Here is a 15,206-nt window from a genome sequence, read left to right as displayed (position 1 = left end):
TTGACCCTACTGAATCGCTTACTGTAGCGTCAGCGAGATGAAGGTCGACGGCGGGCTTTTCTGCGACCTCGCTCGGGTGCCGGAGTTGGCGGGCACGCTCGAAAAACAGGGCTACGACGGCTGCTGGACCGGCGAGATCAACCATGATCCGTTCCTGCCGCTGCTGCTCGCCGCCGAGCACACGTCGCGCCTGGAGCTGGGCACCAGCATCGCGGTGGCGTTCGCGCGCAACCCGATGACCGTCGCCAACCTCGGCTGGGACCTGCAGACCTACTCCCAGGGCCGGTTCATCCTCGGGCTCGGCACCCAGATCAAGCCGCACATCGAAAAACGCTTCAGCATGCCGTGGAGTCACCCGGTGCGACGGATGCGCGAATTCGTGCTGGCGCTGCACGCGATCTGGTCGACGTGGAAGGACGGAACCCCGCTGCGATTCGAGGGCGAGTTCTACACCCACAAGCTCATGACGCCGATGTTCACCCCCGAGCCGCAGCCCTATCCTGTACCGAAGGTGTTCATCGCCGCGGTCGGTGAGGCGATGACAGAGATGAGCGGCGAAGTCGCCGACGGCCTACTGGCCCATGCCTTTACGACCACCCGCTACCTGCACGAGGTGACGATACCCGCGCTGCAGCGCGGCATGCAGCGGTCCGGCCGGGACCGGGCCGACTTCGAGCTTGCGTGCCCGGTGTTTGTGGCGACCGATGATGACACCGCCGCCAGTATCCGCAAGCAGATCGCCTTCTACGGCTCGACGCCCGCCTACCGCAAGGTTCTCGAGCTGCACGGGTGGGGCGACGCGGCTACCGAGTTGCATCAGCTTTCGCTGCAAGGCAAATGGGACGCGATGGGCTCGCTGATCGACGACGAGATGCTCGACGCGTTCGCCGTCGTCGCGCCGGTCGAAAAGCTGGCAGCCGCGCTGCGCAGCCGGTGCGACGGCGTGATCGATCGGGTGATGCCGTCCCTGCCGCCCACGTTTTCCGAGGACAACGTTACTGCCGTGTTGAAGGAGTTGCGACAGTGAGTACACCGACCATGGACGACGCCGCCAAGCTGCTGGCCGATCCGATGGCCTACACCGACGAGGCGAAACTGCATGCGGCGCTGGCTCATTTGCGCGCCAACGCCCCGGTGTCGTGGGTCGACGTGCCGAACTATCGGCCATTCTGGGCGATTACCAAGCACGTGGACATCATGGACATCGAACGCGCGAACATGCTGTTCACCAACTGGCCGCGACCGGTGTTGGTGACCGCGGAGGCCGACGAGGTGCAGGCCACCATCGGGGTGCGCACGCTGATTCACATGGACGACCCGCAGCATCGGGTGGTGCGGGCGATCGGCGCGGACTGGTTCCGGCCAAAGGCGATGCGGGCGTTGAAGGTTCGCGTCGACGAACTGGCCAAGATCTACGTCGACAAGATGGCCGCCGTCGGGCCGGAATGCGACTTCGTGCAAGAGGTCGCGGTCAACTTCCCGCTCTACGTGATCATGTCGCTGCTGGGCATCCCTGAAGCAGACTTCCCGCGGATGCTGCGGCTCACCCAGGAGTTGTTCGGCGGCGACGACGCCGAGTTCAAGCGCGGCACCACACTCGAAGACCAAATGCCTGCGTTGCTGGATATGTTCGGTTACTTCAACGGCGTCACCGCGTCGCGGCGTGAACACCCGACCGAGGACCTGGCATCCGCGATAGCCAACGCCCGGGTCGACGGCGAGCCGCTGTCGGATATCGACACGGTCTCCTACTACTTGATTGTCGCCACTGCCGGGCATGACACCACCAGCGCGACAATCTCCGGTGGCCTGCACGCGTTGATCGAGAACCCGGACCAGCATCGGCGGCTGCACGACGACCTCGGGTTGATGCCGCTGGCCACCGAGGAGATGATCCGCTGGGTCACCCCGGTCAAAGCGTTCATGCGCACCGCCGCCGAGGACACCACGGTGCACGGGGTGCCTATCGCCGCGGGGGAGTCGGTGCTGCTATCCTACGTCTCGGCCAACCGCGACGAGGACATCTTCGACGAGCCGTTCCGTTTTGACGTCGGCCGCGACCCCAACAAGCACCTGTCGTTCGGCTACGGCGTGCACTTCTGTCTGGGCGCCGCACTGGCTCGGATGGAGGTCAACAGCTTCTTCACCGAGCTGCTGCCGCGACTGAAATCCATAGAGCTGACCGGTGATCCGCAATTCGTCGCCACCACTTTCGTCGGCGGTCTCAAACACCTGCCGGTGCGCTACTCGTTCCGATAGCCGTCGGGCAAGATGGACGTCGTGAAGGATCGCGACGTCGAGGTTCGCTACGACGAGCACGCGGTGGTGGCGGCTGGACCAAAACGCGGGGCCGCCGGCGTCAAGGCGGTGCTGGTGTCGCTGCAGCGCGGGCTGGCCTCGATGGGCGCCGTCCGCACGGCGGCGGCGCTGGCGCGGGTGAACCAGCGGCACGGGTTCGACTGCCCGGGCTGCGCTTGGCCGGAGGAGCAGGGCGGCCGCAAGCTCGCCGAATTCTGCGAGAACGGGGCCAAGGCGGTCGCCGAAGAGGCCACCAAGCGCGTGGTCACCGCCGACTTCTTCGCCCGGCATTCCATCGCCGACCTTGAGGCGCGCCCGGAGCATTGGCTGAGCCAGCAGGGCCGGCTCGCTGAGCCGATGGTCCTACGCCCCGGCGACACCCATTACCGCCCCATCGCCTGGGACGACGCCTACCGGCTGATCGCCGACGAACTGCGCGGGCTCGACAACCCCGACGAGGCGGTCTTCTACACGTCCGGGCGCACCAGCAACGAGGCGGCGTTCGTCTACCAGTTGATGGTGCGCAGCTTCGGGACTAACAACCTGCCGGACTGCTCCAACATGTGCCATGAGTCCTCGGGCGCCGCCCTGGTCGACGCGATCGGTGTGGGCAAGGGGTCGGTGACCGTCGAGGACGTCACGCTGGCCGACCTGATCATCATCGCCGGCCAGAACCCGGGCACCAACCATCCACGGATGCTGTCGGTGCTGGAGAAGGCAAAAGCCAACGGCGCCAAGATCATTGCGGTCAACCCGCTGCCCGAGGCGGGGCTGATCCGGTTCAAGGACCCGCAAAAGGTACACGGCGTGATCGGGCGCGGCGTGCCGATCGCCGACGAGTTCGTCCAGATCCGCCTCGGTGGCGACATGGCGTTGTTCGCGGGGTTGGGCCGGCTGCTGCTGGAGGCCGACGACCGCGCGCCGGGCAGTGTGGTGGACCGCGACTTCATTGCCGCGCACTGCTCGAATTTCGCCGAATACGAGGCCCATGCCCGCGCCGTCGACCTCGACACCGTGCTAGAAGCGACCGGCATTTCGCGCGAGCAGCTGGAGCGCGTCGCGACCATGCTGGCGGCCTCGCGGCGCACGGTCGCGTGCTGGGCGATGGGGCTGACCCAGCATCGGCATGCGGTGCCGATGATTTCGGAGATCGCCAACGTGCTGTTGATGCGCGGCATGATCGGCAAGCCGGGCGCCGGCCTGTGTCCGGTGCGCGGACACTCCAACGTGCAGGGCGACCGCACGATGGGCATCTGGGAGAAGATGCCCGAGTCGTTCCTGGCGGCGCTCGACGCGCGGTTCGGCATCGTCAGCCCACGCAGGCACGGCCTGGACACGGTCGATGCGATCCGCGCGATGCGCGACGGGCGGGCCAAGGTGTTCATGGGCATGGGCGGCAACTTCGCTTCTGCGACACCGGATACCGCGGTGACCGAGGCCGCGCTGCGCAGCTGCTCGCTGACCGTGCAGGTGTCGACCAAACTCAACCGCAGCCACGTGGTGCACGGGTCCACGGCGCTGATCCTGCCGTCGCTGGGCCGCACCGACCGCGACATCCAGGGCGGCCGCAAACAGCAGGTGTCCGTTGAGGATTCGATGTCGATGGTGCACCTGTCGCGGGGCAGCCTGCATCCGCCCAGCGATCAGGTGCGCAGCGAGGTCGCGATCATCTGCCAGCTGGCCCGCGCCCTGCTGGGCCCGCAGCACCCGGTGCCGTGGGAGCGGTTCAACAACGACTACGACGCCATCCGCGACGCGATCGCCGCCGTCGTGCCCGGCTGCGGAGACTACAACACCAGAGTTCGCCAACCCGACGGGTTCCAGCTGCCCCACCCGCCGCGCGATTCCCGCGAATTCCCCACCAGCACAGGCAAAGCCAACTTCGCGGTCAACCCGCTGCAGTGGGTGCCGGTGCCGGAGGGACGGCTGGTGCTGCAAACGCTGCGCAGCCACGACCAGTACAACACCACCATCTACGGCCTCGACGACCGCTACCGCGGCGTCAAGGGCGGCCGGCGGGTGGTGTTCGTCAACCCGGCCGACATCGCGAAGTTCGGGTTACGAGCCGGAGACCGCGTCGATCTGGTGTCGGAGTTCACCGACAGCCGCGGCGCCGTCCAAGAGCGGCGGGCCAAGGACTTCATGGTGGTCGAGTACTCCACGCCGGTCGGCAACGCCGCCGCCTACTATCCGGAGACCAACGGGTTGGTGGCATTGGATCACGTTGCGGCCAAATCGAATACCCCGGTGTCCAAGGCGATCGTGATCAGGCTCGAGTTGGCGTGACGGGGTGGACCACACCCGATATATACTGGTTCGAGTACATGTATATATTCCACCGGAGGGGTGGGCTCCATGACCAAGAGATTGATTGACCTTGACGACGACCTTCTTGCCGCGGCACAGAGTGAACTAAACACCACGGGTGTCTCAGACACTGTGCGAATCGCCCTGCAGCAAGCGGCAGCCCGGTCCGCGCGGGCGCGCCAGATCGAATGGCTCGAGCAGGGTGGGCTGGAGAGCATGGCCGGCCCAGAAGGGCGCGGCGAAGTGTGGCGCTGATCGCGCAGTATTTGATCGACACCAGTGCGGCAGCGAGAATGCGCCATCCAGAGGTGTCTCGCCGCCTGCGGCCGCTGATCGAAGGCGGCTTGGTCGCGACAACAGCATCGCTGGATGCCGAAGCGCTCTACAGTGCACGCGGGCCGGCCGAATACGAACAGCTCTGGGCGGACCGGCGCGTCGCGTACGAGTATCTCCCGACCAACGACGAGCATTGGCAAACAGCACTGGGCGCACAGCGAGTCCTGGCACGAACCAGCCAACATCGAGCTGTCGGCATGGCCGACCTACTCACTGCCGTCCTGGCCGCAGCGCACCGGCTCACCGTTGTTCACTACGACGCCGACTTCGAGACAGCCGCAACGGTATTGAGGTTCCAGCACCAATGGGTACTACCGCGAGGGACCTTTTAGCCGCGGTTCAGCTGATCCCGAAATCGATGACGCCGCGGATGATCTCACCGTTGAGCAGATCGGCGTAGGCGTCGTTGACGTCGTCGAGACGGTAGCGCCGCGTGATCATCTCGTCGAGCATCAGCTGACTGGTCTGGTAGAGCCGCGCCAGCCGGACGACATCGGCCCTCGGGTTGCAGGACCCGAACACGGTGCCGGCCAACGTCTTGTTCATCAGGATGAAATCCTGCAGGTTCAGTTTGACCGAGTGGGTCAGCTGCGACGTCATACCGGTGAGCACACAGGTGCCGCCCTTGCGGGTCAGCTTCAGCGCGTCGCGAACGTCATCGGGGGTGATCAGCGACGGCGAGACCACCACGGCGTCGGCCATCACCCCATAGGTCAAGTCGCGCACCAGATCCAGCGCTTCGGCGGCGTTCGCCGCGCTGTGCGTCGCGCCGAACCGCAACGCCGACTTCTGCTTGAATTCCACCGGGTCGACGGCGACGATCTGCGCGGCGCCGTTGATGCGGGCGCCCTGGATCGCGCCGGTGCCGATGCCGCCGGCGCCGATCACGACGACGGTGTCGCCGCCGCGGACCCCGCCGCGGTTGACCGCAGACCCGTAGCCGGTGGGAATGGCGCATGCCAGCAGCGCGGCGGGCACAAGCGACAGCTCGGGTTCGATCTTGACCAGTGAATCCGCCGCCACCACCGTGTGTTCGGCGAACGCGCCGATCTTGGAAATATGGCCCAAGGACTTGCCCTCAGAAGTGTGGTGGCGAAACGTCCCGTCGGTCGGCATCCCCGGCGTCAGCGTGCCGATGCCCGCGTCACACAGATATTCCATGCCGGTTGCGCACCAACGACATTGCCCACACACGGCGACGAACGAAGTCACCACATGATCGCCGGGAGCGAATTCGGTGACGCCGTCGCCGACCTCGCGGACGATTCCGGAACCTTCGTGGCCGCCGATCGTCGGGAACATGGTCGGCAACCCGAGCGAGCGCAGCACTTCGTTGGGCGCCGACATGTCGCCCTTGAGGATGTGGTCGTCGGAATGGCAGAGTCCGGCGGCGGCCATCTCGACCAGAACCTCACCGGCGCGCGGTGGGTCGAGCTCGAATTCCTCGACAGACCACGGGCCTCCGACGTCGTGCAGGATCGCCGCGCGGCTTCTCATGACACCGGTGTGAAGGTGACCCGAAGTTTGTTGGGGGAGCGGAACGTGAGGCCGACGATCTTGGCGTCGTCGGGCGTCAGCTCCAGACTCGCGACCCGGTCGAACAAACTGTTCAACATGATCCGGGTTTCCAGCCGGGCCAGGTGCATGCCGAGGCACATGTGGATACCGCCGGCGAAAGCCAGGTGCGCCTGCCGGGGCCGGAGGATGTCGAAGGTGTTGGGATCAATCCAACGGCTTTCGTCACGGTTGGCCGATCCCATGCACAAATCGACCTGCGCCCCGGAAGGGATTGTCTGCCCGCCGATTTCGACGTCTTCGGTGGTGGTGCGCGGGACATTGGTCAGCGGTGTTTCATACCGCAGTCCCTCTTCGATCGCCGCGGGGATCAGGCTGCGGTCCCGGTAGACCATCGCCAACTGCTCGGGATGGGTCAACAAGAGATACAGCAGGTTTCCCGACGAACGATAGGTGGTTTCCAGGCCAGCGGGCAACAGCAGCCGCAGAAAGGAGATGATGGCGTCGTCGGTCAGCTTCTCGCCGTCGATTTCGGCGCTGACCAGGTCGCCGATGATGTCGTCGGTGAGTTTGCGCCGTCGTTGCTCGACCTGGTCGAGGAAGTAGTCGTAGAGGTCGATCGACGCCTTGAGCCCGGCCTCGATGTCGACCGGGATCGAGATGAGGTCGAACGACAACCGGCGGAACAGGTCGAGGTCTTCGCGCGGCAGCCCGAGCAGCGTCGCGGCCACGCGGGTGGGGAATTCGAACGTGACGGCCTGGACCAAATCGGCTGCGCCGTCGTGCTTGATCTCGTCGACCAGCTGATTGCAGACCGGCCCGATCACGGCCGGTTCCCAGCGCTCCAGCGCGGTGGCGCGAAATGCCTTGGCCACCAAGTTGCGGTGATCGTGATGCTCCTTGCCGCCCATTGCCAGGATCGTGTGCCCGATCACCAGGCCGATGGTCTGGTCGTAGCCGTGCGAGCTGAAGACCCGGTCGTCGCGGAAAGCGTGGAAGACGTCGTCGTAGCCGAACAACACCCATTCGTCGGTGGGCTTGAGCTCGTCCGGTAGCTGCGACTGGTCAGTGAGTGAACCATGCCAGACCGGTTCGGTGCGCCGCTTGTACTCGAAGAACGGATAGGGGCTGGTTTGGCCGGTGAAGTCGAGAGTAACGGTGCTGATTGCCATCAGCATCCTTCCTGAGCAGCCGGTGGGGTCCAGCAGGACCGAACATCGCTATCATAGTATAAATAGCAACGTAGCCCAACGACGGCCGTGCGGCACGTCGAAGCATGGCCGAAGTCCTTGCCGCGGCCGGGAATTCAGAGCTGGCTTATTAGACTGGTTCGAATTTCGTGATCAGCCACTTGCCGTCGACTTTGGTCATCGACACCAGCACGCTGCTGGCAGCCATCGACGGGTCGGGCCTGTCCTTGCTGACGGTGCTCTGGTTGACGAAGACCAGCACGACCGCCGAGTTCGGGTGTATTTCCGTCACCGCTGCCTGCACGACCTGGGCGGCGGTGGTCACCGCTTTCTCCTTGGCGGCCGGGGTCACGATCTGCCGGGTGAATTCGTCGTAGTAGTTCAGGAAGTCGCCGGTGAGGTGTGACTTGGCGGCCGCGAAATCCTGGTCGAGGGTGTCTGGTTTGTAGGAGAGCAGCGCAACGGTGCCGTCTTTTGCGGCGTTGACCGCCGCCTGCGCGGCGGCGTGGTCGGTCTGCTCGTCGGGCCGGTACTGCTTGAAATACAGCCATGCCGCCAGCCCGCCGGAGGCCAGCAGCAACAGGACCAACACGACCGGAACGACTTTGAGCCGCAGCGTGATCTTGCCGCGGCTTGTGGTCTGCGGCTGCGACGCCTGGTCGGTCTCGGCGGCTTTGTCGATCTCCACACCTTCGGTGGGCTCGACGTCGCGCGTCTCGTCGGCGTTTTCTGTCTCGGTCTTGTCGTCCACGTTCACAGCACGAACTCGACTTTCGACATCTTGATCTGATCGCCGTCGCGGGCCACGGTGACCCGCAACCGGAACGACCGCGGTTATTCTTTGGCGCCAGCGGAATTCGTGACGCGTTCGTTGGCCAGCACCAGGACGACCGCGGAATCCTTACCCGTCGATTCGATCCCGGTTGTCTTTGCCGTACCTTCGGTGACGACCTTGGACTGCTCGACGACCGAGGTGAAATCGGCGGCGCGCTTTTGGAAGTCGTCACGGAATTCGCCGGTGGAGCTGTCGATGACCCGCTGGACGTCCTCCTTGGCTTTATGGAAGTCCAGCGACATCATGTTGACCACGCCTTGCCGGGCCGCCGCGACAAACGCTGCATCCCGCTGCCGTTGCGCAACGACGGTGTGGTGGTGCCACATCATGTATCCGCTGGCGCCGAGCAGACCGCAGATCGCAATGATCGCGGCGACAGCCAGCGCCCTGGCTGTGATGCGTGCCCACCGTCGGGGCGGCGCTGTAGCAGTAGGCGACTCGGCGGGTTCGGCCGGCTCGGGGGCGGCGTCGTCGGTTTCGGTCGTCTCGGCCTCGGTGTCCTCGGCTGGGGCTTCGGCCGGTGTCTCGGCCTTAGCTTCGGCCTCGGCCTCGCGGCGCAGTCGAATGGCCCGCGCCCGGGCGCGCGCCGCGGCGGCCAGCGCTTCGGCTTCGGCGGCTTCGGCCTCGGCCTGCTCGGCCAGCGCGAGGGCGTCCTCTTTCGTCTTGGCGTCGTCAGCCTGCGCCGGTTGTTTTTCGGTGTCAGCCATCGCGGCCACAGCTTCTCGTCGTCATCGGACATCCTCGGCCGGGAAACCCCAGGCATTTGTGCCAGGGAGGAACGCCGATCCCGGTCTGCGCCGGAGTGCGATCCCTAGTGGTGTCGGTGGTGGTGGCTAGCTTACGGGTATGTCTCGATTCCGGTTGTTGCCCACACCTGCCCAAGAGGTGGTGTTGGTGGAGCATTGCCGCCATGCCCGGTTCGTCTGGAACCTCGCCGTCGAGCAGCAACAAATGTGGCAGCCCGGACGGCGCGCCCCGCGGTACAAAGAGCAGTCGGCACAGCTGACCGAGATCCGCGCCGAATACGAATGGTTGGCGGCAGGATCGCAGACTGTGCAGCAACAAGCGCTGCGCGACTTCGCCCAAGCCATGCAGAACTTCTTTGCCGGCGATGGCAGCGTTGTCGGCATCGACCGCGGCGTAACGGTCTCGGCTGCACTGTCCACCGGAGAGCTGCTGCACACCCCCAGCCTGACGCCGGGTGAACAGGCCCGGCTGCGGCGCCTGCAGCAACGGCTCGCGCGCGCCCAGCCCGGCTCCAACCGCCGAGCGCGCACCAAACTGTCGATCGCCAAACTCAAAGCCCGCGAAACCGACCGGCGACGCGACTGGGTGGAAAAGACAAGCACCGACCTTGCCCGCCGGTTCGACACCATTCGAGTGGAGAACCTCAATGTGCGGGCGATGACCCGCTCTGCGCGCGGCACGCCTGAGCAACCAGGTGTCTGCGTCGCGCAGAAACGGGGCCTCAACTGCGCAATCCATCGTCAAGGGTGGGGCTGGCTGGTTGCCCGGCTTGATTACAAAGCTGCGGGACGCCTCCAACGGGTCCCGGCCGCGCACACGTCGCAACGATGCTCCGCCTGCGGACATATCGCACCCGAAAACCGCAAGAGCCAAGCGGTCTTCGCGTGCGTGGCCTGCAAAGCGGGGCCGTGCAACGCCGACGTGAACGCGGCTCGCAACATCGCCGCTGGGCGGGCGGTACCAGCACAGGGAGACTTCGCCGTTAGGCGGTCTGTGAACTGTGAACCTCAACTCAGCTCTCCTGCTGCATAAGTTAGGTGGGACCGGGTTGGAATCCGCAGACTCCAGTCTGGGGAGGACGTCAATATCGATCGAACTCCGGTATGTCTTACTGTTGTATTGCTCATTGCTACCATCGGAGGACCAGCGAACCCCCGACTGGGACCGATCGGCGAAGGAAGGCCGTAGCCAGGACCATGACTGCCGTCGATTCCCCCGAAAAGATACTCTTTGCCTCCACCACCCAAGCATTTCTTCAAAAAGAGGTGCCGCTGAGCCGGGTGCGTGAGCTGCATGCCGCGGGTATCTCGTTCGACCGAGGCTGGTGGCGACGCGCCGCCGAGCTGGGCTGGACAGGATTGCTTGTCCCCGAGGAACTGGGCGGGGGCAGCGTCTCGGGAAGCGGCGTCGCGGACCTGGCCATGGTCGCCGAGTTGCTCGGCAAGACCGTCGCTCCGGGGCCGCTCTACCCGGTGAGCGTGGTGCTGGCCGGGCTGGTGGAGTGCGCCGAGCCCGAAACCCATGCTGCGACGATCGAATCGCTGATTTCCGCGGAGACCGTAGCGTCCTGGGCCGTCTATGAGCCGGGTCAGGGTTGGGCCCCGCACCTGCCGTCGGTGACCGCCACCGCCACAGGTTCCGGCTACCGCATCGAGGGTGTCAAAGACCGCGTGGAGGCGGGCGCCCAGAGCGATCTGCTGTTGGTGGTCGCGCGAAGCGACGACGGTGTGCGCCAGTTCCTGGTGCCAAAGAACGCGCCCGGGGTGAGCATCGAGCCGCAGCAGTCGATCGATTTGGTCAAGCAGTACGCCCGGGTGCGATTCGACGGGGTACATGTTGAGGCCGCGGTCGGCAGTGCTGCCGAAACCGCTGCACTGATCGAGCGGCAAAGCCAGATCGCGCAGGTCCTGCAGTGCGCCGAAGTGGTGGGGATCTTGCAGACGGTGTTCGACTTCACCGTGCAGTGGGCGCTGGACCGGCACACCTTCGGCCGTCCGCTGGCGTCCTACCAAGCGCTCAAACATCGCTTCGCCGATATGAAGATGTGGTTGGAGGCGTGCCGGGCGACGACGAGCGCGGCTGTCGCATCCATCGCCGCTCGCTCACCCGAAGCCGGGCTGTCGGCCACCATCGCCAAGTCCTACGTCGGGGAGATGTCGCCGCAAATCGTGCAGGGCTGCGTGCAGATGCACGGCGGGATCGGCGTCACCTGGGAGCACGACCTGCACCTGTATCTGCGTCGAGTTGCGTTGTACCGCTCCATGTTCGGCACACCCGAAGAACACAACCTGGCGGTGTACGCCTGGAAGGAAGGGTCGAGGTCGGCCTGATGACCGACGTCAAAGTCACCCCGACCGTCGAGTCGGTCGACCAGTTCCGCGCCCGGGCCCGGGCCTGGCTGGCCGAGAACATGCCGCGCATCGATCCCGCGTGCCCGCCGGCCGCGCACCGCGACGACGAACGCAGCTGGCGGCGGGCCCGAGAGCTGCAAAAGCGGCTCTACGAAGGCGGTTTCGCCGGTATCTGCTTTCCCCGCGAATATGGCGGGTTAGGGCTGGATTACGAGTACCAGAAGGCGTTCGACGAGGAGAGCGCCAACTACGAGATGCCGCTGATCCTCAACACGCCGACGTTCACGATCTGTTGCGCGACACTGCTCGACACCGGCAGCGAGGAGCAAAAGAAGCGTCACATTTCAGCGGCGCTGCGCGGCGACGAGGTGCTGGTGCAGCTGCTGAGTGAACCGAGCGGTGGATCGGATCTTGCCGGTGTGCTGACCCGCGCCGACCGGAAGGGCGATCGCTGGGTGATCAACGGCGCAAAGACGTGGAGCACCAGTGCCTTTGCCGCCGACTACGGGCTGTGTTTGGCCCGCACCAACTGGGATGTGCCCAAGCACGACGGGCTGACCATGTTCTTGGTGCCGATCGCCCATCCCGGAATCACGTTGCGGCGCATCACTCAACTCAACGGCTCGACTGAGTTCTGCGAAGAGTTTCTCGACAATGTGGACGTCGGCGACGACGCGGTCGTCGGCGAGGTCAACAAGGGGTGGGCGGTGGCGTCGCGCCAGCTCTACCATGAGCGCCGCGCGGTGGGGCAAAGCTCCGAATTCGCCAGCGGCACAGGCAGTGAGGGTGGCCGGTCGACACCGGTGGATTATGTCGCGCTCGTCGAGAAGACCGGGCAGGCAGGCAACGAGCGGGTGCGGGAGATGGCCGGGCGGGTGCTGGTCCACCGCGCGGTCAGCGACCAGTTGTCCGACCACGTCTACTGCAGCGTGCGCGACGGCACCCTGCCACCCGCGGGTGGCACGCTTATTCGGCTCTTCCACGCCGAGACAGTGACATTGGATATGGACACCGGTTTGGCGATCACCGGATCGACCGGGGTGGTCGGCGAGCCAGGGAAGGGCCTGGAGACCGGGCTGCGGTATCTCGCGCGGCAGACGGTCTGCATGGGTGGCGGCACAACGGAGATGGCGCGCAACGTAATTGGCGAACGGGTGCTGAACTTCCCGCGCGAGTACGCTGCCGACCGCGACGTGCCGTTCAAAGACGTCCGACGGTAACCGGGCGGTTGTCCGCTCGCGTCGACGGGCGGGGGCTGTGCACCGCGTTGACAGGCGGGTGCTCGCCGTCGTTGATGACCTACCCGTTCGAGCCCCGAATTGGAGGGGTCACTCCGATGTCGCGCTGGCGGCTGACACCGACGTGCTCGACGAGCAGGCGGCGCCCCGACCGAGTGGCCGAGAAGGTCGCGCAGGGTGACGCCGTCCTTTACTGGCCGGTGCCCAACGGCGACACCCTGCACAGCCCTGTTGGCAAGGCGATGGGCATGAAGTGCTACGAGTCGCCGCCACCACCCGCAACCTGCGTACGCTGGCCAAAACCGTTTTGCGGTGACCCGCGGCAGGTAGGGTCAGCGTCGATGAGCCTCGCCAAGCTGACCCCTAGCCTCAACGGTGTTTCCGAGACCGCGCTTCTGACGCTGCATGCGCGCGCCGGGGAGGCTCGCCGCGCCGACGCTGTCATCGACGACCCGGTGGCGGTTTCGCTGGCGGACTCGATCGACTTCGATTTCGCAAAGTTCGGCCGGCCGCACCAGGGCATCGCGCTGCGAGCATTGGCCTTCGACATCCACACCCGCAGCTATCTGAACAAGCATCCGTCGGCGACGGTGGTCGCGCTGGCCGAGGGCCTGCAAACCAGTTTCTGGCGGTTGGAGGCTGCGATCCCGGATGGGCAATTCCGTTGGCTGACAGTCGATTTGCCGTCGGTGGTCGACCTTCGCACCCGGCTGCTGCCGGAATCGCCCCGAATCTCGGTGTGCGCCCAGTCGGCGCTGGACTTCAGCTGGGCAGACCGTGTGGACCCGTCAAGCGGAGTGTTCGTCACCGCCGAGGGCCTGCTGATGTACCTGCAGCCCGAGGAGGCGCTGTCGCTGATCGGGGAGTGCGCCAAGAGGTTTCCCGGCGGCCAAATGCTATTCGACCTGCCTCCGGCGGCGTTCTCGTGGTTTACCCGACGCGGGCATTGGAGCTCGTTGCGCTACAAGATGCCGCCGATGCCGTTCAGCATGTCAGTCACAGAGGCCGCGAGCCTGGTCAGCAGGGTGCCTGGAGTCCGCTCAGCGCGTGATCTGCATTGTCCGCCTGGCCGCGGGCGCGTGTTCAACTCACTGCTGTCAATGTCCTATCGGATTCGTGCCCTGGCCGCACTGCGTCCGACGCTGACGTTACTGGAGTTCGGCTAGCTCGTTTTCGTCTCGCTCGTGCTTAGGCGCTGACTGGTTTGGCGACCTTCATCAACTCCATCATGTTGCCGCCCATGATCTTTTCCACGTCGTCCTGGTCAAGGTCCTTGAGCTCGTCGACAAACGTCAGCGGGTCGGCCAGCCCCTCAGGGTGCGGCCAGTCCGAGCCGAACACCACCCGGTCGGAGCCCACCATCTTGACGATCTCGACGAAGTTGTCCTCCCAGAACGGGCTTATGTAGATGCACCGCTTGAAGGCCTCGATGGGATCCTCGCTGAATGCGTTGGGCATCTTCTTGTAGACGCCCTTGAGCGCCTTGAACAGGTGGGGCACCCACTCGGCGCCGTTCTCGATGGACAGGATTCGCAGCTCCGGATTGCGCGACAACGCACCGTGGCAGATCAACGCGCCCAGCGCGTCCTCGATCGGGCGGTGGCCAATCACCAGCATGCGGAACGCGGTCGGCCTGAACGGCAGGAACTCGTCGCCGGGCTCCCACGCGTTGGCGAATTCGGCGTAGCCACTGTCGGATGCGTGCATCGACACGGGGATGCCGGCCTTGATGCAGGCCTGCCAGAACGGGTCGAACTCCTCCAATCCGAACGAGCGGGTGCCCTTGTATCCGGGCACCGGCGCGGGACGGACCAGCACCGTGCGTGCGCCGCGCTCCAAACACCACTCGAGTTCTTCCAGGGCCCGCTCGACGATGGGCAGTGTGATCACCGGGGTGGCGAAGATGCGGTCCTTGTAGTTGAACGACCAAGTCTCGTACATCCATTGGTTGAGCGCGTGGATGACGTCGTGGGTCATCTCCGGGTCGTCCTTCATGCGTTCTTCGACCAGGCTGGCCAGCGTCGGGAACATCAGCGCGTAGTCGACGCCCAGCTCGTCCATGACCTCCAGCCGTGGGCCCGGCTCGCGGAAGGCGGGAATCGCCTTCATCGGCTCGCCCATGATCTCGCGGAAGCTCTTGCCGCCGCTGCCGTGCCGGAAGTACTCCTCCTGGGCGCCGGGACGGGCCACCACCTCGAAGGTCGGGTTCGGGATGTACTCGCTGATGTGGCCGCGGACCACGATCTTGGTGCGACCGCGGACCTGCACGTAGTCGATGACGTGCTTGCGGTTGTCCGGCAAGAACTTGGTGAGCGCCTCCTGCGGCTCGTACAAGTGATTGTCAGCGTCGAACACCGGAAAGGACAGTTCGCGAGACGGCATGGCTACT

At 65.3% G+C, this 15,206-nt stretch carries 13 protein-coding genes and 1 pseudogene; 9 read left to right on the top strand and 5 right to left on the bottom strand.

What is annotated here, in order from left to right; genetic code table 11:
- Nucleotides 1-37: 37 nt before the first annotated feature.
- The 5 genes from AWC14_RS00485 to AWC14_RS00465 all read left to right on the top strand — a co-directional run bounded on the left by AWC14_RS00485 (nt 38) and on the right by AWC14_RS00465 (nt 5,273).
- On the top strand, nt 38-1,027 hold the full coding sequence (locus tag AWC14_RS00485; protein ID WP_045376486.1) for an LLM class F420-dependent oxidoreductase: 990 nt from the start codon (nt 38-40) through the stop codon (nt 1,025-1,027).
- An 11-nt stretch (nt 1,028-1,038) separates the two neighbouring features.
- Complete coding sequence (locus AWC14_RS00480; protein ID WP_057003302.1) at nt 1,039-2,259, top strand: cytochrome P450; 1,221 nt, start codon at nt 1,039-1,041, stop codon at nt 2,257-2,259.
- Between the two features lie 12 nt (nt 2,260-2,271).
- Entirely contained in the window at nt 2,272-4,584 is a 2,313-nt protein-coding gene (locus AWC14_RS00475; RefSeq protein ID WP_045376489.1) for an FdhF/YdeP family oxidoreductase, read from the top strand.
- 69 nt (nt 4,585-4,653) lie between these two features.
- Entirely contained in the window at nt 4,654-4,860 is a 207-nt protein-coding gene (locus AWC14_RS00470; protein ID WP_045376522.1) for a hypothetical protein, read from the top strand.
- Nucleotides 4,794-5,273, top strand: a complete 480-nt coding sequence (locus AWC14_RS00465; protein ID WP_283016178.1) for a PIN domain-containing protein — start codon at nt 4,794-4,796, stop codon at nt 5,271-5,273. Before AWC14_RS00470 ends, AWC14_RS00465 begins: the two co-directional genes overlap by 67 nt.
- A 7-nt stretch (nt 5,274-5,280) precedes the next feature.
- On the opposite strand, the gene AWC14_RS00460 is transcribed toward AWC14_RS00465, so the two are convergent.
- From AWC14_RS00460 to AWC14_RS00445, 4 genes and pseudogenes are all read right to left on the bottom strand, one after another.
- A complete protein-coding gene (locus AWC14_RS00460; RefSeq protein WP_045376492.1) occupies nt 5,281-6,438 on the bottom strand; it encodes a Zn-dependent alcohol dehydrogenase in 1,158 nt (385 codons plus the stop codon).
- Nucleotides 6,435-7,634 carry a cytochrome P450 gene (locus tag AWC14_RS00455; protein ID WP_045376495.1) on the bottom strand — a complete coding sequence of 400 codons (1,200 nt, stop codon included), beginning with the start codon at nt 7,632-7,634 and terminating at the stop codon, nt 6,435-6,437. Before AWC14_RS00455 ends, AWC14_RS00460 begins: the two co-directional genes overlap by 4 nt.
- A gap of 142 nt (nt 7,635-7,776) precedes the next feature.
- A complete protein-coding gene (locus AWC14_RS00450) occupies nt 7,777-8,403 on the bottom strand; it encodes a hypothetical protein (protein WP_142281482.1) in 627 nt (208 codons plus the stop codon).
- A pseudogene (locus AWC14_RS00445) lies at nt 8,400-9,188 on the bottom strand (hypothetical protein). The gene AWC14_RS00450 and the pseudogene AWC14_RS00445 overlap by 4 nt, the downstream one beginning before the upstream one ends.
- A gap of 139 nt (nt 9,189-9,327) precedes the next feature.
- Between AWC14_RS00445 and AWC14_RS00440 the strand changes: the two are divergent.
- The 4 genes from AWC14_RS00440 to AWC14_RS00425 all read left to right on the top strand — a co-directional run bounded on the left by AWC14_RS00440 (nt 9,328) and on the right by AWC14_RS00425 (nt 13,983).
- Nucleotides 9,328-10,260: an RNA-guided endonuclease InsQ/TnpB family protein gene (locus AWC14_RS00440; RefSeq protein ID WP_081968057.1), complete on the top strand. Its 933-nt coding sequence runs from the start codon at nt 9,328-9,330 to the stop codon at nt 10,258-10,260.
- Between the two features lie 164 nt (nt 10,261-10,424).
- A complete protein-coding gene (locus AWC14_RS00435) occupies nt 10,425-11,558 on the top strand; it encodes an acyl-CoA dehydrogenase family protein (RefSeq protein ID WP_045376501.1) in 1,134 nt (377 codons plus the stop codon).
- Nucleotides 11,558-12,799: an acyl-CoA dehydrogenase family protein gene (locus tag AWC14_RS00430; protein ID WP_045376504.1), complete on the top strand. Its 1,242-nt coding sequence runs from the start codon at nt 11,558-11,560 to the stop codon at nt 12,797-12,799. The genes AWC14_RS00435 and AWC14_RS00430 overlap by 1 nt, the downstream gene beginning before the upstream one ends.
- A gap of 359 nt (nt 12,800-13,158) precedes the next feature.
- Nucleotides 13,159-13,983: a class I SAM-dependent methyltransferase gene (locus AWC14_RS00425; RefSeq protein ID WP_057003305.1), complete on the top strand. Its 825-nt coding sequence runs from the start codon at nt 13,159-13,161 to the stop codon at nt 13,981-13,983.
- Nucleotides 13,984-14,005: 22 nt separating this feature from the next.
- On the opposite strand, the gene AWC14_RS00420 is transcribed toward AWC14_RS00425, so the two are convergent.
- Entirely contained in the window at nt 14,006-15,199 is a 1,194-nt protein-coding gene (locus AWC14_RS00420; RefSeq protein ID WP_045384037.1) for an amidohydrolase family protein, read from the bottom strand.
- Nucleotides 15,200-15,206: the final 7 nt, after the last annotated feature.

It is taken from the genome of Mycobacterium kyorinense (assembly GCF_002101735.1).
GTDB lineage: Bacteria > Actinomycetota > Actinomycetes > Mycobacteriales > Mycobacteriaceae > Mycobacterium > Mycobacterium kyorinense.
The sequence above is the reverse complement of the archived record's forward strand: the minus strand, read 5'-3'. Positions and strand labels throughout refer to the sequence as shown.